The organism is Myxococcus sp. CA039A (assembly GCF_013336645.1).
In the GTDB taxonomy this organism is placed as follows: Bacteria; Myxococcota; Myxococcia; order Myxococcales; family Myxococcaceae; genus Myxococcus; species Myxococcus llanfairpwllgwyngyllgogerychwyrndrobwllllantysiliogogogochensis.
In genome coordinates this window covers 40,243-66,181 of sequence record NZ_JABUMQ010000013.1, presented here as the reverse complement: position 1 = coordinate 66,181, position 25,939 = coordinate 40,243, and the positions used below count along the sequence as shown (strand labels likewise).

The following is a 25,939-nucleotide window of genomic DNA, read 5'->3' as shown; positions in this document are numbered from 1 at the left end:
CCCGAGCCCGCTCGAAGTCCCCAGAATCAGCACGCGGCCCCGCTTCTCCAGTCGGCCCAGGTGGAACAGCGCGTACCAGGCAGGAAGAACGGCCGCCGCGAGCGCCGCTGCGTCCTCGTGTGACGAGGACGACGGGCGGAGGGCCGTGCACACCACGGGCACACACACGTGCGACCCGAGGCGCGACGCCACCAGCGCGACCCGCTCCTCGCCGAGCACGACATCCTTCACACCTTCGCCCACGGCGACGACGCGCCCAGTGCACCCGATGACGCCACCTTCTGCTTCCCACGGCTCGGACTCGAGCCCTCCATGGGAGGCCACGGAGACCTCGATTTCGAGTTCGCCCGGCCCGGGTGGGCGCCGTGTATTCGCCCTCCGCTCCAGACGACCTCGCACGTCCCGCTCCAGGAGGAACGGGTGTCCCGCCGAGGGGACCACGGCCTCGCCAACGGGCCTGCCGGGAACACCGCGCACGATGCGGGCGACATGGCGCCCATCCGCGCGCAGGGAGATCTCCTCCTCCGCGTCCGCCACGAGCAGCTCCCGCACCAGCGCGACGCCCGCATCACCCGAGCCCAGGGCAGCGGACACATCCACTCGCGTGCACTTCAGCTCAGAGTGCTCGTGCGCGAGCGTCCGGCCCAGGCCCCACAGCGGAGCCTGGAGCACGTCCGAGGCGGACCGACCGTCAGAGCCATGATGGACACCTCGCGTGACGAGCCACAGCCTGGGCGGGCTCGACAGGCCCGCACGGCCAAGCGCCTGGACCAGATGCAGCACGCCACCACACCCCATCAGCGGATCCACCTCGCGAGGCTCCTGGCCCGTCAGGTGAATCACGCCGCGTGGCTGCGAGCCCGCGCCGAAGGCCTCTGACAGCACCGCATCGAAGGCCTGGGGCGAAGCCGTGTCCACGACCCGGCGCCCCGGGCCCGCACCCGTGACGTCGACCCGGAGGACCTCGCCCTGTCGCTCTCGCAGCAGGGACTCGACCGTGTCGGAGAGTTCGCTGCCGTCCGCGATGAGCAACCAGCGCCCACCCGCCTCGGTGCCCGAGGACGGGACAGGCTCGACAGCCGGCGCATGCCGCCATTCCTGCGCGAAGAAGAGGTCCCTCCCCGTGCCCTCCGCGACCGGCATGTCCAACTGCTGGACGCGCAGCCCGAGCGCCTCCACCTGGAGCCGGCCAGACGCATCACGCAGCTCCAGGTCGAACGTGTAGACACCGCCGCGCGCCCCCTCCAGGGGACGCAACCGCACGTGGCAGAAGACCTCTGTCCCCGGCTGCTCGTGAAGCCGCAGGTTCGCGAGCGCCACGGGAACGGCGGGGCCCGCATCCTGGGCAAGGTCTTCCTGGGGAACGGCCGCGGCCACCAACTGGAAGCACGCGTCGAGCAACGCGGGATGGATGCGATACGCCGACGCCCGCGCCACGAGCGGCTCCGGCAAACGGACATGTCCGAGCGCTTCGCCTCGGCCACGCCACACCTGCCGCACACCCTGAAACGCCGGTCCGTAGGCCACGCCACCGCGCGCCAGCGCCTCGTAGTGCGCCGCCGACTCCATCACCTCCGGGCAACGCGCCCGAATCGCCTCGAACGACTCGGGTGTGGGGACGGACAGCGCTTCGTCCATGGGACGCAGGTGCCCCACGACATGCGCCATCCAGCCCGCCGGTGCACTCGCCTCCGTGCCCGCCTTCTGGCTCGAGAGCTGGAACGAGAGGACACCCTCGCGCTCGTCACTCAGCGCCAGTTGCACGGTGCGCTCATGTCCCTCGGGGAGCAGCAGGCCCTCCTTGAAGGACGTGTCGACGAGCTCGTGCGCCGTCCCACCGGTCAGCTCCCGCGCCGCCGACAGCGCCATCTCCAGATAGGCCGCGCCCGGCACCACGCACTGCCCGCCCACGCGGTGGTCCGCCAGGAACGAGGGCTCCCGCGCGCTCAGCGTGGATTCCCAGAAGCGGCTCTCCGTCTGCACGGAGGTGGTGAACGACGCACCCAACAGCGGATGCCCTCCCACTCGCGCGACGCGACCGCGCGAGATGGCCGGCTTCAGCTCCAGCCAGTGCCGCTCGCGCTGCCATGGATACGAGGGGAGCGCGACGCGACGGCGCTTGTCCGGATGCAGCCGGAGCCAGTCCACGCGGTCCACGCGGGTGGAAATCGCGCCCAGGGACGAGAGCAGGCTCGGCCACTCTTCCTGCTCTCGGAGCAGGCTCGGCACCACGAGCCCGCGACCCGACGTGTCCCCTTCCCTCAACATCGCATCCACGAAGGGCACGAGGATGGGGTGCGGGCTCAGCTCGATGAACAGGACGTTTCCATCCTGGATGAGGCGCTGCACCGCGTCCGCGAACAGCACGGGCTGGCGCAGGTTGCGCACCCAGTACGAGGCGTTCAGCTCCTGGCCCTCGATGGGGGCACCCGTCACCGTGGAGTAGAGCGGCACCGTGCCGCCGGTGGGACGCACGGCCGCCATCCGCTCCAGCAGCTCCTGCCGCAGCGGGTCCATCTGCGGGCTGTGCGAGGCCACGTCCACCTTCACCCAGCGGCAGAACACCTCGCGACGCTCCAGCCGCTCCATCACCTCTTTCAGCGCCGCGGGGTCTCCCGACAGCACCGTGGCCTTCGGGCCATTGCTCACGGCGATGGCGATGCGGTCCTCGGCGCCCCGAATCTCCGCCTCCGCCTGCTCGCGGGAGAGGTCCACGACGGCCATGGCGCCCTTGCCACTGACGCGCCGGAGCAGCTTGCTCCGCTCACAGATGATGCGCGCCGCGTCCTCCAGCGAGAGCACCCCCGCGACGTGCGCCGCGGCCACCTCTCCCATGCTGTGGCCCACCACCGCGTGAGGCTCCAGCCCCCACGAGCGCCACACCGCCGCGAGCGCTACCTGCAAGGCGAACAGCGTCGGCTGGATGACGTCGATGTCATTCCATCGAGGTTGCTGTCCGGGCTTCGTCAGCAGCTCGCGCAAGGACCAGTCGACATGACGGCCGAGCGCCTCGTGACACCGGTCGATGGCCTCCCGGAACGTCGCGTCCCGCGCGTACAGCTGCTGTCCCATTCCCAGCCACTGCGAGCCCTGACCCGGAAAGACGAAGACAATCCGCTGTCCGGCTCCGCTGCCCCGGCGTCCCACCGACAGGCCCGCGTGGCTCTCCCCGGCGGCGAAGGCGGCGAGCTGCGCGAGGAGCTCCTCCCTGGACTTCGCCGCGAGGGCGAGCCGGTGCTCATGGTGCGTCCGGCCCAGCGTCGACGTGGCGCTGATATCGGCGAGCGAGCCCGGCGCCTCGCCCTTCAGGAACGCGCTCCAGCGCTCCGCCAGCGAGGACAGCGCTCCGGGCGTCTTCGCGGACAGGACCACGAGCCGCGCCTGGGCCTCCTCGTCCGACGCGGCGGGGACGGTGGCGGAGGGAGCCTCCTCCAGCACGACGTGCGCGTTGATTCCGCTGAGCCCGAAGGAGCTCACACCCGCGATGCGCCGTCCCTCGTGGGCGGGCCAGGGCACCCGCTCGACGGGGACGCGGGCCGGAATGCGGTCCCACTCCACATGCGGGTTGGGGGTGCGGAAGTGCAGATGCGGGGGAATCTCCTGGTGCTGGAGCGAGAGGATGGTCTTGATGACCCCGGCGATTCCGGCGGCGGGCTCCAGGTGTCCGATGTTCGTCTTCACCGAGCCGATGAAGAACGGCCGGTCCTCCGGACGCCCCTTGCCCAGCACGGCCCCCAGCGCCCGCAGCTCTATCGGGTCACCCAGCGGGGTGCCCGTCCCGTGGGCTTCGACGTACCCCACCAGGGCCGGGGCGATGCGCGCGTTGTCGAGCGCCCGCTGGACCACCGCCTGCTGCGACGGCCCGTTGGGCACGGTCAGTCCACCGCTGGCCCCGTCATGGTTGACGGCGGAGCCGCGAATCAACGCGAGGATGGAGTCACCGTCCCGCTGCGCATCCGAGAGCCGCTTGAGGACGAGGACACCACACCCTTCGCCTCGCACGTACCCGTCCGCGGCCGCGTCAAAGGTCTTGCACCGGCCATCACTCGCGAGCGCCTGCATGCTGCACAGGCAGATGGTCGTCTCCGGCGAGAGGATGAGATTCACGCCGCCCGCCAGCGCGAGGTTGGACTCTCCTCTCCGGAGGCTCTCACTGGCCAGATGGAGCGCGACCAGCGAGGACGAACACGCGGTGTCCACCGGCATGGCCGGCCCCTGCAACCCGAGCACGTACGAGACGCGGCCAGGAACGAAGCTGTAGCCGTTCCCCGTCGCCATGTACCCGTCGAAGCGCGTCGCGTCGTTCTCCTTCAGCAGGCGCGCCATGTAGTCGCTGGACATCACGCCCATGAAGACGCCGGTCTTGGTGCCCGCGAGTTGATGGGGTGCCAGGCCCGCGTTCTCCAACGCCTCCCAGGCGACCTCCAGGACGAGCCGCTGCTGCGGGTCCAGGCTCGCCGCCTCCCGGGGAGAGATTCCGAAGAACTCCGCGTCGAAGTTCTCCACGTCGTCGAGGAAGCCTCCCCGCGTCCCGTACATCTTTCCGGGCAGGCCCCGCGTCTCGTCGAAATGGCCGGGCACATCCCAGCGGGACTCGGGCGTCTCGCGCAGCGCATCCACGCCGTCGCGCAGGACCTTCCAGAAGGAAGGCCCGTCGACGGCGCCCCCTGGGAATCGGCACCCCATCCCCACGACGGCGATGGGCTCGGTCCGGGCACGCTCCACCGCGTCGAGGCGTGACTGCATCTTCTCCACGAGCAACGCGGCGCGCTGGAGCGCGGACGGCTCGGCTGACTTTTCCTGCTGGCTCATGACCCTTCTTCCATCAGTGCGGAGAGCTTCGCCTCCAGGGAGGCGGCGAGCTCATCCTGCGAAAGCTCCATGATGCGTTCGAGCAGCGCGGAGTCCTGGACCTCTCCCCGCGCCTCGCCAACGGGCTGCGTCTCCAGGCCGTAGACCTCGCCGAGCAGGTAGCTCGCGATGGCCTCCGCCGTCGGATAGTCGAAGACGAGCGTCGCCGGCAGCGACGTCCCCACGGTCTTCTGCAAGCGATTGCGCAGCTCGAGCGCCATCAGCGAATCCATGCCCACTTCGAACAACCGCTCCCGGGGCTCCAGCGGCGCCGACGCATCCAACCCGAGCACGCGCACCGCCTCGCCCTGCACGTGCTCCAACAGCAGCGGCATGCGCTGGCGGGGCTCCGCCGACTCGAGCCGACGCCGGAACTCGGAGGCCGAGGGTCCGGTGTCCTCGGTCGCCGACGCCGGGCTGACCAGCTCCGCGAGCAGGGTGGGCGCCGTGCCTCGCGGGTACTGCGAGAGGTAGCGCTGCCACTGGATTCGCAGCAGGGTGAGCTGCGGCTGCTCGCGACCGAAGGCCCGGCTGAAGGCCTGGAGCGCCTCGGCGGGAGTGAACGCCTCGATGCCCTGCGACTGGTAGCGGGCCGCGAGCTGCGCGGCCATGCCGACCTCGGCCCAGGGGCCCCAGTTGATGCTCAGCGCCGGAAGCCCCAGCGCCCGCCGGTGATGTGCCAGCGCGTCCAGGAAGGCATTGGCCGCCGCGTAGCTCCCCTGCCCCGGCGCGCCGAGCAGCGTCGACGCCGACGAGTACAGGACGAAGAAGTCGAGCGCCCTGTCCTTCGTCAACGTGTGGAGGTGCCAGGCTCCGTCCACCTTGGGTGCGAGCACCCGGGCGAACCGCGACCAGTCCTGTTGCAGGAGCATTCCATCGTCCAGGACACCCGCGGCGTGGACCACCCCGCGCAGCGGCGCCAACCGCTCTGCTTCCTCGGTGGCGCGGCGGACGTCTTCCAGCTTCGACACGTCCGCCTGGACGACCAGGACCTTCGCGCCCGCCGACTCCAGGGCACGGAGGGCCTGCTGGACTTCGGGCCGGGCTCCGCCTCGGCCGACGAGCACGAGGTTGCGCGCGCCCTGCTCCACCATCCACCCGGCCAGCGACAGACCCAATCCACCGAGGCCACCCGTGAGCAGGTAGCTGGCGTCCGGCAACAACCGGGGCATGCCGTTGCGTGGCTCCTCCCGTGAGGCGCGAAGCCGGGCGACATGGCGCTGGCCTTCGCGAATCACCACCTGTCGCTCTCCGTCACCCGCGCTCAGCTCGCGCCAGAGGGCCGACGCGTCGTCTCCGGAGCCGGAGGGGTCCAGGTCGATGAGCGCGCCGCACCGCTCGGGGTGCTCCTGTGAGAAGACGCCGCCCAGGCCCCAGAGGGGCACCTGGCTCAGCGCGAGCGGCGACGGCTTGGACGCCAGCGCCCGGGCACCCCGCGTCACCATCCAGAGACGCGCGGCCGAAGCCGAGGCCACCAGCGCCTTGGCCAGATGAAGCGCGCTGCCTCCGCCCAGTTGGTGAGCCTCTCGCAGCGACTCCACGTCCTCCCCTTCGGACCCGCGCATCGCCCAGAGATGGACGACGCCCCCGAGCGACTCGCCGGGCAGCACCGCTTCCACGAGCAGTCGCTCGTAGTCCTCGGCGGACCGGGCATCGAGGGTGAAGCGGTCCTCGCCGTGACGGACGTACGCCGCACCCGGTTGGACCAGCACGGGACGACGGCCACTCTTCATGAGCCGTTCGGCGAGCGCCTCCGCGAGTCCCGACTCGTCCGCGAACACGAGCCAACGGCCCGTCGCGGGCGCGCCCTCGGGCAGGGGCTGACGCTTCCAGGCGAGTTCGTAGAGGGTGTCGCGCTGGCCATGGCGCAGCACCGCCATCAGCGCTTCGCGCGGGGCGCGCTTGTGCTTCAGCCCTTCAATCTCGATGAGCACCCGGCCTTCGGCGTCCACCACGTACACGTCGCCGGTGATGACCTCACCCACGGCCTCCTCCGCGTCGCGGCGCACGGCATAAGCCCACACCGGCCCGGTCGGCTGCTCGTGGAAGCGGAAGCGCTCCACGGAGATGGGCACGTAGACGGTGCTCAACTGCGCGTCCTCGCTGATGAGGTCCGTGCCCATCGCCTGCAGGAAGGAGTCGACCAGTCCCGGGTGGACGAACAGGCTCCGGTCATCGCCCTCCGTCGGCGAGCGCATCTGGCAGAGCGACTCGCGCCCGCCATTCTGGACGCGCTCAATCCAACGGAACGCGGGGCCGAGGTTGAACCCGATGTCCCAGTTGCGCTCGTAGAGTCCGCCTCCGAGCTGGCGCGAGCAGCGCGCCTCGATGTCTTGCCGGGAGATGGGCGCCGGGCGCGCGGCCCCTTCGCCGCCCACCTGGAGCGTCCCCGTGCCGTTCAGCAGCCACCCCTCGGTGTGCTCGTCGGCGGTCGCGGAGAGGCTGTAGATTTCGAAGTCGTACCGGCCCTCTCCCTTGGGGGCGAGGACGAGTTGCACGAGCTGCTCCTCCTCGTCCGCGAGCACGATGGGCTGGGAGAAGAGGCACTTCTCGATGGTGTACGGCCCCGTCCCGAACGACTGCGCCGCCGTCGCGATGATGCGCGCGATGTGGCACGAGCCGGGCACGACGATGGTTCCGTAGAGCCGGTGGTCCTCCAGGAACGGCAGGGAGCGCGCGCTGTAGCGGCCCTCGAACACGAGCGACTTGCTCAGAGGTGAGCGCACCCGCTGACCGACGAGCGCCTGCGCGCTGGTGATTGACGAGACGGGGCGCGGGGCCTTGGCGGCCTCCAGCCAGTGGCGCTGGTGCTGCCACGGGTAGACGGGGAGCGCGACGCGCGAGCGGTGACGCTCACCGTTCAGCGCGGCCCAGTCCACCGCCACGCCCTGGGTGTAGAGCGAGCCCAGGCTGAAGAGGATGTGCGGCTGCTCGGGCTGCCCCTGGCGCAGTGACGGCAACCAGGTGCCCGCGTCGTCCCCGAGCCCCTTGAGCGCCATGCCGGTGAGCGTCGGATGCGGGCCGACCTCCACGAACACGGTGCCGCCGAGCGCCCGCAGGGCCTTCAGTCCATCGTGGAAGCGCACCGCGCCCCGCACGTGGCGGCGGAAGTACGCGGCGTCCAGCACGGCATCCTCCGCGAGGACCTGGCCCGTGACGTTGGAGGCCAGGTGGATGCGCGGCGCGTGGAGGGCCACCTCGCCCGCCACCTTCTCGAACGCCTCCAGCATCGGGTCCATGAGCGGCGAGTGGAACGCGTGGGACACCGTGAGCCGCCGGGCCTTGATGCCCTTGGCCTGGAACCCGGTGGCGAGGGCCTCCACCGCCTCACGCTCGCCGGAGATGACGGTGTCCGCCGGCCCGTTGACCGCGGCAATCGAGACCCGGTCCGCGTACGGCGCCAGCGCCTGCGTGACCTGCTCCTCGCTCGCGGAGATGGCCACCATCTCGCCATCGCGCGGGAGGGCCTGCATGAGCCGCGCGCGCTCGGTGATGAGCCGCAGGGCGTCCTCCAGCGTCATCACCCCCGCCACGCAGGCGGCGACGTACTCGCCGACGCTGTGCCCCAGCACCGCCCAGGGCTCCACGCCCCAGGAGCGCCACAGCTCCGTCAGGGCGTACTCCAGCGCGAAGAGCGCCGGCTGCGTGTACGCCGTGTCGTCGATGCGCGAACCCGTCCCGTGCATCACGGAGAGGAGCGACTCCTCCCAGGTGCCCGCGAGCAGGGCGTCGCAGCGGTCCAGGGCCGCGCGGAAGACAGGCTCGGTCTCATACAGCTCCCGGCCCATGCCCGCGTACTGGGAGCCCTGGCCGGTGAACACGAAGACGATTTTGGGAGGCTCGCCCTCGAAGCGGTGCTGGGCCAGCCGGGCCACCTCTTCTCCCCGCGCGAGCGCCAGCAGCCGCTCCCGGGCCTGCTCCGCCGAGTCCACGACGACCGCGAGCCGGTGGGAGAAGCCCGTGCGCTGCGTGTTCGCGGCGTGGCAGACATCCGCGAGCGACAGCTCCGGGCGCGCGGTGAAGTGCTCACCGACCCGCGCCGCGAGCTGCGAGAGCGCGCCCTTCGTCTTCGCCGACAGCGCGAGCACGTGCAGGCTTCGCTCGGGCTGCGCCGCAAGGGGCTCGGTCGCGGGGGCCTCTTCCACGATGACGTGCGCGTTGGTGCCGCTCAGGCCGAAGGCGCTGATGCCGGCGATGCGCGGACGCGCGCGCTCGGGCCAGGGCGTGGCCTTCGTCGGGATGTCCAGCGGGAAGCCGTCCAGCTCGATGTGCGGGTTGAGGCGCGTGAGGTGCAGGTGCGGTGGCACCACGCCGTGCCGATGGGCGAGCACCACCTTGATGAGCCCGGCGATGCCCGCCGCCGCCTCCAGGTGGCCGATGCTGGTCTTCACCGAGCCCATCAACAGCCGCTGCTCGGACGTGCGGCCCTCACCGAGCACCTTGGCCACGGCCTGGACCTCGATGGGGTCGCCCAGGGACGTGCCCGTGCCGTGCGCTTCGATGTAGTCCACCTCCGAGGGGGCCACGCCCGCGTTGGCCAGGGCGGCGCGGAGGACCTGCTGCTGCGCATCCCCGTTGGGGACCGTAAGCGCGCTGCTCGGGCCGTCATGGTTGACCGCCGAGCCACGGATGACGGCGAGGATGTCATCCCCGTCCCGCTTCGCGTCGGACAGGCGCTTGAGGACCACGATGCCGCAGCCCTCGCTGCGCACGTAGCCATCCGCCGAGGCATCGAACGTCTTGCACCGTCCGTCCTGAGACAGGGCCCGCAGCTGCGCGAGGTAGATGGTCGAGTGCGGCGCGAGCGTCATGTTGACGCCACCCGCGAGCGCCAGGTTGGCTTCTCCCGAGCGCAGGCTCTGGCAGGCCAGGTGCACCGCCACCAGCGACGAGGAGCACGCGGTGTTCAAGCTCATCGTCGGCCCCTGGAATCGGAGCAGGTAGGCCAGCCGGCCCGCGGCGAAGCTCGCGTCGTTGCCCGTGGCGATATACGCGTCGCCCGCGGCCGAAGCGCTCCCCACCCCGTTGAGCATCGCGTACTCGTTGCTGCCAATGCCGATGAACACACCCGTGCGGGTGTTCGCCAGTCGCCCCGGCGCGAGCCCCGCGTGCTCCAGGGACTCCCAGGCCACCTCCAGCAGCAGGCGCTGCTGCGGGTCCATGTTCGCGGCCTCACGCGGGGAGATTCCGAAGAACTGCGCGTCGAACTGGTCGGCGTCGTCCAGGAACCCGCCCCAACGGGTGTAGGTCTTCCCAGGCACGCCGGGCCTCGGGTCGTAGTAGTCGTCGACCTTCCACCGCGAGGCAGGCACTTCGCGGATGGCGTCCACGCCGCCCTCCAGCAGTTGCCAGAAAGCCTCGGGGCCCGAGGCCTGGGGCACGCGGCAGCCCATACCGACAATCGCGATGGGCTCCGTCGCGTTGCTCGCGGTCCGGACCGTCTCCTCCTTCGCCACCACGTCCAGTTGGAGCACGTCCTGAAGGAGGTAGGTCGACAGGGCCAGCACCGTCGGCTTGTCGAAGGCAATCGTGGTCGGAAGCTGGACGCCGAACCGGGCCACCAGTCTCCGCCGCAGCTCCACGGCGGTGATGGAGTCCATGCCCGTATCGAAGAAGCCCTGCTCCAGTTTGACGGAGGCGCTCGACGGGAAGCCGAGCACCCGGGCCACTTCGTCACGCACCCAGGCCGTCACCAGCTCCCGGCGACGCGCAGGAGAAGCGTTGCGCAGCGGCGCGAACTCGTCGCTCCCGGAAGGCAGCGACACCGGCCGCGGCGCGGGCACGGAAGCAGGGCCGAGCGCCTCCAGCATCGGCTTGCGCGACCGCGACTCGTACACGGACTTGAAGAGGCTCCAGTCCATCTGGGCGACGGTGCGCTGGGTCGCATCCGTGGTGAGCAGTGCCCCGAGCAGTTGGAGCCCGCCCTCCACCGAGAGACCGCTGACGCCCATCCGCTCGAACCAACGCAGGCCTTCTTCGGCGACCATGCCTTCGGCGGCCCACGGCCCCCAGTTGATGCTCAGCGCGTGCTGGCCCTTCGCACGACGGTGGTGGGCCAGCGCGTCGAGGAACTGATTGCCCGCGGCGTAGTGGCCCATCCGGGCCGAACCCCACACGGCGGAGACGGACGAGAAGTAGACGGTGAAGTCCAGGTCCAACCCTTGCGTCGCCTGGTGCAGCACCCAGCCGCCCCACACCTTCGGACGCAGGATGGAGGCGAGCGCCGCCTCATCCATCGTCTCGAGCGGCTGGACAGTGGACACACCCGCGGCGTGGATGATGCCCTTCAACGGCGCGGGCCCTTGCTGGATGAGCCCGATGACCTCCGCCATGCGGGTCGGGTCACCCACGTCCGCGCTGAGGGCGTGAACGACGGCGCCCTCGGCTTCGAGGGCTTCGATGGCCGCCACCTGCCGGCCCACGTCGCTCTCGCGCGACAGCGCTGGCCACGCGGCACGGTCAGGCAGCCCCCTGCGGCCCAGCAGCACGAGGTGCCGCGCGCCCTTGGAGACCAGCCACTTCGCCACATGCAGCCCCAACCCACCCAGGCCCCCCGTGACGAGGTACGCCGCGTCCGCGCGAAGCGCGACGGGTGCGAGCCCGCGTGCCGGAGCCGAGGGGACGAGGCGCGCCACGTAGCGGACTCCGCCACGGAAGGCCGACTGGTCCTCTTCATCCGCGCCGGACAGCTCGCGCCACAGCGTCTCCACTTCACCCTCGGAAGCGCTTGGGTCCAGGTCCAGCAACCCACCCCAGACCTCCGGGTGCTCCAGCGCCATGACGCGACCGAGGCCCCACAGGGGCGCATACAGCGGCGAGCCTCCCGTGACTCCCCCCACGGCCTGGCTGCCGCGTGTGCACAGCCACAGCCGGGCGGCGCTCTCGGCGCCCTTGCGCATGAGTGCCTGCGCGAGGCGCAGCGCCGCGTGGACTCCGAGCTGCTGCGCGGACTCGACCTGCGCGAGCGTGGGCTCGGAGACCGGCGCGACCTCCGCGCCCCACAGGTGGACGACGGCGCGGACGGGGCCCACTTCCTGAAGCAACCGGTCGAACTGCTCGGGGCTTCGCGGATTCAGCGACCGCACCCCGGGGCCCTGGACCGCCTCTTCGTCACCCGGGATGACCAACCAGCACGGCTCGCCCCGTTTCTCGAGCAGGGCCGCCAGCGCGGCGCCCGTGCCCTCGCGGTGACCGAAGACCAGCCACGTCCCCTCATCGCGCGGCGCGCGCGGTGAAGCGACTCCACGCTCACGCACCTGCCACGTGAGGTCGTAGACCCAGTCCTCCGGCCGCTTCGCCTCCGAAGCAGGCGCGGCGGCCACCAGCGAAGCGGCCTTCGCGTCGGCGGCCTCAATCCAGTACCGCGAGCGCTGCCACGGGTAGAGCGGCAGCGCCGCCAGCCGGCCTCCCGACGGGAAGAGGCGCCCCCACTCCACGGGGAACCCCTTCACGTGGAGCCCGCCCAACGCGCCGAGCATCACCGTCTGGCCATCCCGGCCCTTGCGCAGGGACGGCACCGCCGCGCCTTCCAGCTCGCGGCGCTCCAGCATCTGGAGGACATACCGGCCCAGCGCGGGCTGCGGCCCCAGCTCCACGAAGAGCCGTTGGCCCTCATCGAGCAGGGCGCTCATGGCATCGGAGAAGCGCACGGCCTCCCGGATGTTGCTCGCCCAGTAGGTCGCATCCAGCGACTCACCTTCGATGACCTGTCCCGTCACCGTCGAAATCATCGGGATGGACGTCGGCCGCGTCTCGAGCCGGCCCAGTGCCTGAACGAGCTCCGCCTGGAGCGGGGCCATCTGCTGGCTGTGGAACGCGTAGTTCACCCCCAGGTCGCGCGTGGAGACACCCCGCGCGCGCAGGGCTTCGAGCACCTCTCCGAGTGCCGCCGGCTCTCCCGAGAGGACGACGGCGCGCGCGTCGTTGATGGCGCCCACCGACAACCGCCCGGCGTAGCGCGTCAGCTCCCGCTCGGCCTCCTCGGGCGACAGCTCGACCGAGGCCATGCGGCCCTGGCCCGTCACCCGCTGCATGATGCGGCTGCGATGCGCCACCAGGCGCGCGGCCTCCGCGAGGCTCAGCGCCCCGGCCACGTGCGCGGCGGCGATCTCACCCACGCTGTGTCCCACGACGGCGACCGGGACGACCCCGAGCGCGCGCCAGGCCGCCGCGAGCGCGACCTGGATGGCGAAGATGGCGGGCTGTGCCACCTCCGTCTCGTCCAGCCGCGACGCATTCCCTTCGACTTCGAGCGCCTGGATGATGGAGGCACCGGTGTGCGGGGCCAGCAGCGAGTCGCACTCGCGCAGCGCGGCGGCGAAGACCGCGTCGCGTGCGAGCAAATCCCTGCCCATGCCCTGCCACTGCGAGCCCTGGCCACCGAAGACGAAGACGACCTTCTCCCGTCGGCTCTCGGCGAGCCCCGTCGTGAGGTACGGCGGCGCCGCGCCCTCCAGGAAGGCCTGGAGCTGCTCGCCCCACTCCTGCCGCGAGCGGCCCGCCACCGCGAGCCGATGCTCGTAGGGGTTTCGTCGGAGCGCGGCGGTGTAGGCGACGTCTTCGAGATTCGGTGCCTGGTCCTCCGGTAGTTTCAGCAGCTCCTGGTACGAGCGCGCCAGCGCCCGCAGCGCACCCTCGCTCCTCGCGGACAGCGCGAGGAGCTGGGCTCCCACGTCGGTGGCCTCGGGCGCGGGCGGCGGCGTGGGGGCCTCCTCCAGGATGACGTGCGCGTTCGTCCCGCTGATACCGAAGGAACTCACGGCCGCGTAGCGACGCCGCTGGGACACGGGCCACGGCTGCTGCCGCGTCGGGATGACGAAGGGCGTGTCCTCGATGGAGATGCGAGGGTTGAGCGCCTTGAAGTGCAGGTGCTTCGGGATGGCCTCGTGCCGCAGCGCGAGCAGGACCTTGATGAGGCCCGCCATGCCGGCGGCGGCCTCCAGGTGTCCGAGGTTCGTCTTGGCGGAGCCCAGGTAGCAGAGAGAGCCGTCCTCGCGCCGCGCGCCGTAGGTCTCCCGCAGCGCCTCCACCTCTATCGGGTCACCGAGCGGCGTCCCGGTGCCGTGCGCCTCGATGTAGCCAATGTCCTTGGGCGACAGGCTCGCGGCCTCCAGGGCCTCGCGAATCAGCGCCTGCTGGGACAGGACGTTGGGAGTCGTCAGGCCGGTGGAGCCACCATCCTGGTTCACCGCCGAGGCGCGAATCACGCCGAGGACGTTGTCCCCCTGGGCCAGGGCATCGGAGAGCCGCTTCAGCACGACGACGCCGCAGCCCTCGCCACGCACGAAGCCGTTCGCCCTCGAATCGAACGTCCGGCAGCGACCGTCGGGAGACAGCGCCGTCAGCTTGGAGAGCCAGGTGCTGGGCCGCTGGGAGAGCAGCAGGTTGACGCCGCCGACGAGCGCCGCGTCGCACTCGCCGTTGCGCAGGCTCTGTCCCGCCAGGTGCAACGCCACCAGCGAGGACGAGCAGGCCGTGTCCACGGACAGCGCCGGGCCGCGCAGGTCCAACAGGTACGACAGGCGTCCCGCAATCACGCTGTTGGAGCAACCGATGACCGAGTAGACGTCACCCGCGACATCACGCTCCGCCTGAAGCATGGCGTAGTCATTGCCGCAGACGCCGACGAAGACACCCGTCCGGCTGCCCACCAGACGCGACCTGGGCAACCCCGCGTCCTCGAGCGCCTCCCAGGCGACCTCGAGCAGCAGTCGCTGCTGCGGGTCCATCGCCACGGCCTCGCGAGGGGCGATGCCGAAGAACTCCGGGTCGAAGCCATCCACCCGGTCCAGGAAGCCACCCCAGCGCGTGCCCTTATGCTCCGCCGCGTCCGTGCTGCTCCGCCAGCGGTCCGAGGGGACCTCGCGGACGGCGTCCACGCCTTCACTCAGCAGCCGCCAGTACGCTTCCGGAGCGTTGGCGCCACCCGGGAAGCGGCAGCCCATGCCGACGACGGCGAGCAGCTCGGGGCCCTGTCCGGAGGAAGTCTCCGGGGCGGACGTCCGCGCCTGCTTCACCGAGGGGCGAGCCGCGGGACGCGCCTCGGCGTCGAGCGCGGGCTCCAGCTTGCTGAACAGGTACTCCGTCAACGCCTGCACCGTGGGGTAGGCGTAGACGAGCGTCGCGGACAGCGTGAGCTTCAGGCCCGATTCGATTCGGTTGCGCAGCTCCAGGCCCGTCAGGCTGTCCATGCCCACGTCGCCGAAGGGCTGGTCGGCTTCGATGCGCGCCGGCTCCATGCGGAGGATGCGCCCGAGCTGTTCGCGCAGGTAGGACTCCAGGAGCCCCCGTCGCCGGCCTGGCTCCGCCGCCGCCAGTTGCTCGCGCGCGTCGCCCTTGCGCGACGGCTGCGTGCTCGCCCGCTCCTGCATCAGCACGGAGAGGAAGGGCGACTGCGCCGCGCTCAGATAGAACTCACGCCACTGCCGCAGGTCCAGCGGCACCACCGCCACCTGCACGGCCTCGCGCGCCAGCAGCCGGCCCAGTGCATCGAGGGCCTGCGACGGCGGCATGTTGCCCACGCCCCGCAGCGCCAGACGGTCGCCCCGGCTCGTTGCCACGGCCGCGAGGCCCACCTCGGCCCACGGCCCCCAGTTGACGCTCAGCGCGGGAAGGCCCGCCGCGTGGCGGTGATGGGCCAGCACGTCCATGAAGGCGTTGGCCGCCGCGTAGTTGCCCTGCCCTGGCGAGCCCAACATCGACGCCGCCGAGGAGAACATCACGAACAAATCCAGGGGCCGCCCCTGCGTCTGCGCGTGCAGGTTCCATGCGCCCTGGACCTTCGGCGCCAGCACCGTGCGCAGCCGGGTCTCATCGAGTTGCGTCAGCACACCATCGGCGATGACGCCGGCCGCGTGGACGATGCCTCGCAGCGGCGGCAGCTCCGCGTCCATCGTCCCGAGCAGGCGCGCCACCTCGGCGGCGCTCGTGACGTCCGCGCCGTAGACGCGCACCTCGACTCCGCCCGCTCGAAGCTCTCCGAGCACGCGAAGCGCCTCCTCGGAGGGAGCGCTCCGTCCCGTCAGCGCCAGGTTGCGAGCCCCCCGCTGGACGAGCCACTTCGCCACCTCCAGCCCCAGGCCTCCCAGGCCGCCGGTGATGAGGTAGGTGCCCGCCGGGGAGAGTTCACTCGGCTCCGAAGCCACTCGCTCGGAGGTACCCCGCTCCAGCCGCGCGACGTGACGAGACGTCCCACGCAAGGCGATGCGGTCTTCCGCCCCATCCGCGAGGAGTTCCTCCGTCAGCGACGCCAGCTCCTCGGGTGAGGGCTCCGCGCCCAGGTCCACGTGCGCGCATCGCAGCTCGGGATGCTCGTGGGTGATGACCGCGGCGAGCCCCGACAGGAAGGCCGCGGCGGGCGCGCCAGACGGCTCGCCCTGGGCCAGCACCTGCATGCCCGCCGTCACCAGCCACAGTCGAGGGGTGTCACGCCAGCCGCGCTGTGCCCACGCCTGGAGCAGGTGAATCACGCTGGTGCCACCCAGGGAGACCGCGCGCTCGAACGCCTCGGGCTTCGACACGTCGGACGCCACATCGAGCCCGAAGAGGTGCACCATGCCTCTGCACGGCGACTGCTCGCTGAACGCATCGCGCAGGAGCGCCTGGAAGTCCTCGAGCCGGGAGGGATTGACGCGGTAGTGCTCCGCGTCGAGCCGCTCGTAGGCGGCGCCCACCTCCACCACGACGCTGCCTCCGGAGCGCTCACCGAGTCCCGTGGCCAGCGACGCGCCCAGGCCCCGCGTGTCCGCGAAGACGAGCCAGCGGCCCTCGCCGCGCGCGCCCACCGTCCCCGTCGGACGCGGCTGCGACCGCCACTGGACGGAGTAGAGCCAGCGGTCCACTTCATCGACGGGGGCGCTGGTGACGGAGACCTTCTTGCACACCAGCCGCCGCACCTCCGCCACCACCCCACCCTGGTCATCCAGGAGCGTGACGTCGCACTCGATGGCGCTCGAACCCGTGGCCGCGCCACTGACGATGCGAACGTGGCTCCAGAGCCCGGCCGACGGGGGGCGCGACAGGACGCGCAGGTGCTTCAGCTCCACGGGGACGTAGACGCCCCCTTCGCTGTCGATGCTCTCCAGCGCCGCGCCCAGGACCTGGAAGCAGCCGTCGAGCAGCGCCGGATGCAGGCTGTAGTGCGCCTCCGAGGCCGTCAGCTCGCCTTCGAGCCGCACGCGGCCCAGCGCCTCACCGTCCGCCCGGTACAGCTCCCGCACGACACGGAAGGTGGGGCCATAGTCCAGCCCGATGTCCCGGAGCGTCTCGTAGTGCGCCTCGACCGGGGACTGCTCACCCAGCCGCGCGCGAAGCTCCGCGAGCACGACGGGGGCCGTGTCCGCCGCGACCTCGCCCTGTCGCAGCGAGCCTTCGGCGTGGAGCGTCCAGTTCAGCTCGTCCGAAGGCACCTCGCGCATGACGGGTGCGCTGAAGAGGCGGAACGTGTGGGCCCCCGGACGCTCCGTCGACAGCCAGAGCTGGAGGACCCGCTCCTCGTCCTCGGGGAACGACATCAGCGCGCTGAAGGTCACATCCTCCAGGGAGACGGGCTCTCCGAGCGTCTGCCTCGCCGCGCTGAGCGCCATGTCGGCCATGGCCGCCGCCGGCAGCGCGGGCACGCCCTGGACGCGGTGCTCCGCGAGCAGCGGGAAGTGCTTCGGTCCCAACTGCACCTGCCACAGGCGGGAGACGTCTCCCTGCGCGGACAGGTCGATGCGCTCACCGATGAGCGGATGCCCGGAGGCGGTCCGCGACGAGCGCGCGGCGCGGGAGACAGGCTCCATCCAGAAGCGCTCGCGCTGCCAGGGATACGCGGGCAGTGGCACGAGCTGCCCCTTGCCCGGATACACGCGGTTCCACGCGACGCGGTGGCCCGAGGCATAGAGGGAGCCCAGTGAAGCCAGCAGGGTGTGCCGCTCCTCCTCGCCCCGCCGCAGGGAGGCGAGCACCAGGCCCTGCTGCGTGCCCTCCGCGCCCATCGTCTGCTCGACGGCCGGGAGCAGGACGGGGTGGGGGCTCACCTCGATGAAGAGGGTGTGCTCGCTCGCGAGGAGCCGCCGCGCCGCCGCCTCGAAGCGCACCGGGAGCCGGAGGTTGTTGCCCCAGTGGGCCGCGTCGAGCTTCGCGCCGTCGAGGAACTCGCCCGTCACGGTGGAGCAGAGGGGCACGTCCGAGGCGCGCGGAGTGATGCGTGCGATGCGCCCTTCCAGCTCCCGACTGATGACCTCCACCAGCGGGGTGTGCGACGGCACGTCCATCTTCACCCAGCGGGTGAAGACACCCCGGTGCCCGAGCGCGTCGACCGCTTCCTTGACCGCCTCCGGGTCTCCGGACAGGACCTGCGAGCGGGGGCCATTCAGGCCTCCCAGCCAGAGCCTGCCACTCCAGGGACGGATGGCCTCCTCGGCCTCCTCCGCGGAGAGCTCGACCATCGCCATCGTCGCGCCCCGCCCACCCAGGGTGCGCATGAGCTTGCTGCGGTGGCAGATGATGAGGACGGCGTCCTCGAGGCTGAGCGCCCCGGCCACGTGCGCGGCGACCACCTCGCCCATGCTGTGACCCATCACCGCGTCCGGCTCGATGCCCCACGAGCGCCACAGCGCCGTGAGGGCCACCTCCACCGCGAAGAGCACGGGCTGGTTGACGTCAATCTCCGCCAGACGCGAGTGCTGCTCGTCCGCGGCGATTTCGTCGAGCACGCTCCAGCCCAGGTGGGGCCGCAGCGCCTGGTCCACCTTGACGAGCGCGTCGCGGAAGACAGGCTCTTGCTCCATCAACGCCCGCCCCATGCCGGCGCGCTGCGCGCCCTGCCCCGGGTAGACGAAGACGACCTTGCGGCGCGCGCCGAACGACTTGCGGCCCGTCCAGGTGTCCGCGGGCTGCTCTCCTCGCGCGAAGGCCCGAAGCCGCTCGGCGGTGCGCTCGCGGGAGTCCGCCAGCACCGCGAGACGGTGGGCGTGGTGCGTGCGGTGCGCTGAGGCCGTGTAGCAGACGTCCGCGAGGCTTCCGCCCCCGTCCCGACCCAGCCGCTCCGCATGACGCTCCGCGAGCGCCTGGAGCGCCTCCCGGCTGCGCGCGGACAAGGGCAACAGCTCCGGACGCTGGGGCAACACGTCCTTCACCGGGGACGCCGGTGCCTCTTCGAGGATGACGTGGGCATTGGTGCCACTGATGCCGAAGGAGCTGACGCCCGCGCGACGCGGCTGCCCGGCCACCTCCCACGGGGTGAGCCGCGTGGGGATGGTGAGCGCGCTGCCCTCGAGCTGGATGCGCGGGTTGACCTGCTTGAGGTGCAGGTGCGCCGGGATGCGCTGATGCCGCATCGCGAGGACGACCTTCATGATGCCCGCGACGCCCGCCGCGGACTCCAGGTGCCCCAGGTTGGTCTTCACCGAGCCGACGCCGCACACGCCGCCGTCAGCGCGCGGGACGCCGTAGGTCTCCCGCAGCGCCTCCGCCTCTATCGGGTCGCCGAGCGGCGTCCCGGTGCCGTGTGCCTCCACGTAGCTCACGTGCTCCGGCTTCAGCCCCGCGTTCTCCAGGGCCTGACGGATGAGCGCCTGCTGCGAGAGCACGTTGGGGGTGGTGAGCCCCGTCGACTTTCCGTCCTGGTTGATGGCCGAGCCGCGAATCGTCGCCAGGATGTGGTCGCCGTCGGCGAGCGCGTCGGAGAGGCGCTTGAGGACGAGCATTCCGCAGCCCTCGCCTCGGGTGAAGCCGTTGGCGGAGGCGTCGAACGCCTTGCTCCGGCCATCCGGAGACAGGGCCTGCAGCTTGGACACGAGCAGCAGGGACTGCGGCGAGAGGATGAGGTTCACGCCGCCGGCGAGCGCCAGGTTGCACTCGCGGGCCCGCAGGCTCTGGCATGCCAGGTGGAGCGATACGAGCGAGGACGAGCACGCCGTGTCCACCACCAGGCTCGGCCCCTGGAGGTTGAAGAGATAGGACAGGCGGCCGGACAGGACGCTCGCGGCGACGCCCGTGGCGCTGAACGCGTCTCCCGTCTCCGGCTGCTCCACCTGCATGCAGTGGTAGTCGTCGTTGCAGGCGCCGATGAAGACGCCGCTGCGGCTGCCCGAGAGCTTGTCGACATCCAGCCCCGCGTCCTCGAGCGCCTCCCACGCCACCTCGAGCAGCAGGCGCTGCTGGGGGTCCATCTGCACCGCTTCACGCGGGGAGATGCCGAAGAAGCCCGGGTCGAAGCCATCCACCGCGTCCAGGTAGCCGCCCCAGCGCATCGCCCCTTCACCCAGGCCGGAGACCTCATCCCGCCGCCAGCGCTCCAGCGGAATCTCCCGCACGGCGTCGACACCGGCCTCGAGCAGCCGCCAGTAGGCGTCCACGTCGTCGGCCTGAGGGAAGCGGCACGCCATGCCCACGATGGCGATGGGCTCCTTCGCGGCACCTTCCACCGCGTTCAGCCGCGTCTGCATCTTCTCCAACGCCACCAGCATGCGCTTGGCGGGGGACAGCTCGCTGGACTCGTCGTTGCGGTTTGCCATGGGGGTTCTCTTCACTCAGCCAATGCGGCGAGCTTCTCCGCGAGGAGCGCCTCGGCCTCTTCGTCCGAGAGCTGATTGACGTTGTTGACGAGCACGGCTTCGAGCGCCGCCGCTTCATCGCGGGGCTGCTCGGCCTGAGTCGTGATGGGAAGTTTCAGTTGCTCGGCCAGGTGCTCGACGAGTGACTCCACCGTCGGGTAACGCCACACCAGCGTCGCCGGGAGCCGCAGCCCCAGGCTGGCCTCGAGCCGGTTGCGCAGCTCCAGCCCCATGAGCGAGTCCAGCCCCATGTTGCCGAAGGGCTGCTGCGGGTCGATGCGGGAGGGCGCCAGCCGGAGCACATGCCCGGCCTGCTCGCACAGGTGTGTTTCCAGCAGTTGAGCCCGCTTCGGCCGCTCCGCCGCGCGGAGCGTCTCCACGAAGGCGCCCCGGTCCGCCGGGCCTTCCGCGCGACGGGACTGCTCGCCAGCGAGCCGTGACAGGAACGGCGACTTCGCCGCCGTCAGGTAGAACTCGCTCCACTGGCGCATGTCGAAGCGCATCACCACCACCCGCGCGTGGGAGCCCGTCAGAATCCGGCCCAACGCCTCGAGCGCCTGCGCCGGCGGCATGCTGTCCACGCCTCGCTGGGAGATGCGCTCGCCGCGCGCCTCCGCCGCAGCCGCCAGTCCCACGCCAGCCCAGGCGCCCCAGTCGACGCTCAGCGCGGGCAGGCCCAGTCCCCGCCGGTACGACGCCAGCGCGTCGAGGAAGAAGTTGGCCGCCGCGTAGTTGCCCTGTCCCGGTGAGCCCAACAGCGAGCCCGCCGCCGCGAAGAGCACGAAGCTGTCCAGCGGCAGGGCCTGCGTCAGCACATGCAGGTTCCACGCGCCATGGACCTTGGGCTCCATCACCTTGCGCAGGCGCTCCGCGGTGAGGTTCGCCAGCACGCCGTCATCGAGCACCGCCGCCGCGTGGAAGACGCCCCGCAGCGGAGGCATCTGGGCCGCGAGTTCTCCGAGCACCCGCTCCAGGTCCGCTCGCACCGCCACGTCGGCCTTGCACACCCGGACCTCCGCGCCCGCCGCGCGCAGGCCCTCCAGCGTCCGCTGCGCCTCCTCGGACGCACCGCCCCGGCCCAGCAGCGCGAGGTGGCGGGCGCCGCGCTCCACCAACCACTCCGCGAGCTTCAGGCCCAGACCTCCCAGGCCGCCGGTAATCAGGTACGTGCCATCGGCGCGAAGCTCCGCCGGCGCGGCCTTGCTTCGCTCCATGCGCGACAGTCGGGCCACGAACCTCGCGGGCCGCCGAAGCGCGACCTGCTCCTCCGGCGTCGACGCGAGCAACTCACTGGCGAGCCCGCGTGCCTGGTCCTCGTCGAGCGCGCCCAGGTCCACCGAGCAGCACCGGAGCTCGGGGTGCTCCAGCGAGAGCACCCGGCCCAGACCCCAGATGGGGGCCTGCTCCACATGGAGGACCTGCTCCGAGGGACGGGGGGCCTGGACACCTTCCGTCACCAGCCACAAGCGAGGCATGTCACGGAAGCCCGAAGCCACCAGCGCCTGCGTGAGGTGGAGCGCACTGCCCGCCCCGAGCATCCGCGCTCGCGCCAGGGCCTGGGGCCCGTCCTCGGGACGAGGCGCATCCAGGCTGAAGAGGTGGACGACGCCCCGGCACGATTGCCGCCCGGCGCCGAACTCGGCCTCCAGAATCCGCTCGAAGCCTTCCACCCGGGACGGGTCGACCACGTAGTGCCCGGGCTCGATGAGGCGGGACTCCTCGCCGTGAGAGACGAGGATGCACCGCTCGCCGCGCGCGCTCAGCGCCGCCTGCAACTTCCGGCCGAAGCCCTGCCGGTCCAGGAGCACCAGCCAGGCCCCGGGCGTGGAGTCCGGAGCGGGCGTCACCTGCTCACGCGGCATCTCCTGCCAGTCGACCTGATACATCCACGAATCGACCTCGTCGGAGGACCGCCGCCGCATCGCCTCCAGCCGGCGGCACAGCAGCCCCCGGGCCTCCATCAGCACGCGGCCCTCGCCGTCCAGCAACGTCACATCCGCTTCGAGCGAGCCCGCGCCGCTGCGCGTGCCGGGCCGGATGCGGGCGTGTCCCCACAGCTCCCCGCCGGGGCGCCCGTGGGCACGCAGGCTCTCGACAGCCATCGGAACGAACGTCTCTCCCGGCCGGTCGCCCAACCCCGCTCCATTGATGACCTGGAGGCAGGCATCCAGCAGCGCCGGATGGAGCTGATGGGCCGCCATCTCCGAAGCAACCGACGACGACAGCTCCAGGCGCCCCACCGCCTCCCCGGGCCCCTTCCACAGCTCCTTCAGCAGTTGGAAGCTGGGACCGAAGTCGACGCCTCGCTCCTTCATGAGCTGGTAGTGCGTCTCACCGTCCATCCGCTCCGTGCACCGCGCACGCGCCTCGTCGAGCGCGAAGGCCTCCGCCGCCTCGGCTTCACGGAGCCGGCCCTCGGCGTGCAGCGTCCAACCACCGCCCGCTTCCGTGGACCGGCTGAAAATCTGGAACCGCTTCGCTCCGCCCTCGTCCGGGGTGAAGCGCATCTGCACCGCGAGCGGCTCGTCGCGGGAGAGCACCATCATCTCCTGGAAGCTGACGTCCTCGAGCGCATGACACGTGGGCCCCAGCGCCTCGGCGGCGCCCGCGAGCGCCATCTCCAGGTAACCCGTCCCAGGAAGGACGACCTCTCCGTGCACGACGTGGTCACCCAGATACGCCGGGCTGTCCGCCAGCAGCCCGGTCTGCCACAGGTGCGCGCCGTCCTCTCCGGCCAGCGCCACGTGGGCCCCCAGCAACGGGTGCTGCCCGGCGACCAGGACCTGACGCGCGCGCGGGGATGACTCGAACCAGAAGCGCTCGTGCTGCCAGGGATAGGTGGGGAGCGCCGCCCGGAGGCCCCGCACCGGGTGCTGGCGCTGGAAGTCCACCGCATGCCCCACGGCGTACAGGGAGCCCAGCGACGACAGCATCGAGCCCCGCTCATCCTCGTTGCGCCGGAGTGAAGGCAGCACCGCGCCCTCGCGCCCGAGGTGCCGCAGGTGTTGCTCCACGGCGGGCAGGAGGATGGGATGCGGGCTCAGCTCGATGAAGATGTCGTGTCCGTCGACCGCGAGTCGCTCGATGGCCGTCGAGAACAACACCGGCTCGCGGAGGTTGTCGGCCCAGTAGGAGGCGCCGAACGCCGCGCCATCCGTCAGCGCTCCCGTCACCGTCGAGCAGATGGGGACACGCGACGCGCGGGGTGAGATGCCCTGGAGGGCCGCGAGCAACTCCGGCCGCAGCGAGTCCATCTGCGGGCTGTGCGACGCGACGTCCACCTTCACGAAGCGGCAGAAGACCTCCCGCTGAGTGAGCGCGCCGGAAATCTTCTCGAGGGCCCCAGGGGCTCCCGAGAGGACGGTGGAGCGCACGCTGTTGCTGACCGCGACGGAGACCTGGTCCTCGAAGCCGCGCAGAGCCTCCTTCGCCTCTTGCAGCGTCAGGTCCACCAGGAGCATCGAGCCCTGGCCACTCACGCCGCGCAGCAGCCGGCTTCGGCGGCAGATGATGGTCGCCGCGTCCTCCAGGCTCAGCGTGCCGGCCACGTGTGCCGCGGCCACCTCGCCCATGCTGTGGCCCACCACCGCGTCCGGCTCGATGCCCCACGCGCGCCACAGCTCCGCCAGCGCCACCTCCATGGCGAAGAGCACGGGCTGGATGACGTCAATCTCGTGCAGACGACCCTGGCCCTCCTCGGCCGCGAGCTCCGCCAGGACACTGAAGTCGGCGCAGGCCCGGATGGCCACGTCGCACCGCTCCAGCGCGGCGCGGAACGCGGGCTCCTCCTCAAGCAGCCTCCGGCCCATGCCCAGCCACTGCGAACCCTGGCCTGGGAAGACGAAGACGACGCGGCGGCGGACCTGCCCCGAGCCGCGCCCGATGGCCGCTCCAGGCACGGACTCGCCCCGCGCGAACGCCTCCAGCTTCTCCACGAAGTCGGCGTGCGTGCGGCCCGCGAGCGCGAGCCGCTGCTCGTGGTGGGAGCGCGACAGGGCCGCCGTGGCGCACACGTCGCGCGGCGACACGTCCGGGTGCTCGGTGAGCCAACGCGCGTGACTCGCGGCCATCGCCCGGAGCGCGTCAGCGCCGCGCGCCGAGAGCACGAGCAACTCCGCGCCCCGCGAAGGAAGCGGAGGCGGGGGCGCCGGAAGCGGAGGCTCCTGCAGGATGACATGCGCGTTCGTTCCACTGATTCCGAACGCGCTCACCCCCGCCAGACGCGGCTGCCCTGCCCGCGGCCACGGCTGTACCTGCGTCGGGACGACCACGGGCGCGCCGTCCAGGACGATGTCCGGGTTGAGCCGCTGGAAGTGCAGGTTCGGAGGAATCGCCTCGTTGCGCAGCGCGAGCGCCGTCTTGAGGACGCCGGAGAGCCCGGCCGCCGCCTCCAGGTGGCCGAGGTTCGTCTTGACCGAACCCACGAAGAGCGGCGACTCGGCGCTCCTGCCCGTCGCCAGCGCCCGCGCCAGGGCCTGAAGCTCGATGGGGTCGCCCAGCGAGGTGCCCGTCCCATGGGCCTCGACGTAGGAGATTCGCGAGGGCTCCAGGCCACCGCTCGCCAGGGCCTGGGCGATGACGCGCTCCTGCGCCGGGCCGTTGGGGACCATCAGTCCACTGCTGGCGCCGTCCTGGTTCACCGCCGAGCCTGCGACGAGCGAGAGAATCTCGTCACCGTGGGCCAGGGCATCGGAGAGCCGCTTGAGCACCAGGACGATGCAGCCCTCCGCGCGCACGAAGCCATTGGCGGAGGCATCGAACGTCTTGCAGCGCCCGTCGGGCGCGAGCCCCCTGCTGCTGGACAGCGCGATGGTCGCGTCCGGCATCAGCATCAGGTTGACGCCCGCGGCCAGCGCCACGTCGCTCTCGCGGTTGCGCAGGCTTTGGCAGGCCAGGTGGAGCGCGACGAGCGACGACGAGCACGCCGTGTCGATGGCCATGCACGGCCCCTGGAGGCCGAGCGTGTAGGAGAGCCGGCCCGCCGCCGCGTTCAGGGAGGTCCCCGTCAGGTGGTAGATGTCCGGGGCCCCGCCGAGCTCCCGCGCCTGGAGCTGCGCGTAGTCACTTCCGATGATGCCCAGGAAGACGCCCGTCTTGCTTCCGGCGAGCTGGTCGGGCGGCTGGCCCGCGCGCTCGAGCGCCTCCCACGCGACTTCGAGCAGCATGCGCTGCTGCGGGTCCATGCGCGCGGCTTCGCGAGGCGACACGCCGAAGAACGCGGCGTCGAAGTTCTCCACGCCGTCGAGGAAGCCTCCCCAGCGCGCGTAGGTGCGGCCCTGCTTCATCGGGTCGGCGTCGAACAACGCCTCCGCGTCCCACCGCTCACGGGGCACTTCGGTGATGGCGTCCACGCCCTCGTGCAGCAGCCGCCAGAATGCCTCCGGCGTCCGCGCTCCGCCCGGCACGCGACACGAGGTGCCGACGATGGCGATGGGCTCCGAACGCGTCCGCTTGAGGGCCTCGCTCTCCGCGTGCAGCTCGAGCGCCAGCAACACGAGCCTCTTGGGAGGGAGGCTCGAAATCTTCTCGTAGAATTCTTTGCTCATCGC

General features: G+C 71.4%; 3 protein-coding genes. All 3 read right to left on the bottom strand.

All coding sequences use genetic code 11. The annotated features are described in order from the left end of the window. A partial coding sequence (locus HR086_RS03590; RefSeq protein ID WP_174464877.1) for a type I polyketide synthase occupies positions 1 to 4,812 on the bottom strand: 4,812 nt, incomplete at its 3' end. After that, entirely contained in the window at positions 4,809 to 20,351 is a 15,543-nt protein-coding gene (locus HR086_RS03585) for a type I polyketide synthase (RefSeq protein ID WP_174464876.1), read from the bottom strand. The genes HR086_RS03590 and HR086_RS03585, both read right to left, overlap by 4 nt. Before the next feature lie 11 nt (positions 20,352 to 20,362). Next, positions 20,363 to 25,936 (bottom strand): type I polyketide synthase, encoded by a 5,574-nt coding sequence (locus HR086_RS03580; RefSeq protein ID WP_174464875.1) that lies wholly within the window; start codon positions 25,934 to 25,936, stop codon positions 20,363 to 20,365. Positions 25,937 to 25,939: the final 3 nt, after the last annotated feature.

Coding starts and splice junctions, on each gene's coding strand:
- HR086_RS03585 (WP_174464876.1), bottom strand. CDS start 20,351: ATGGCAAACCGCAACGACGAGTCCAGCGAGCTGTCCCCCGCCAAGCGC.
- HR086_RS03580 (WP_174464875.1), bottom strand. CDS start 25,936: ATGAGCAAAGAATTCTACGAGAAGATTTCGAGCCTCCCTCCCAAGAGG.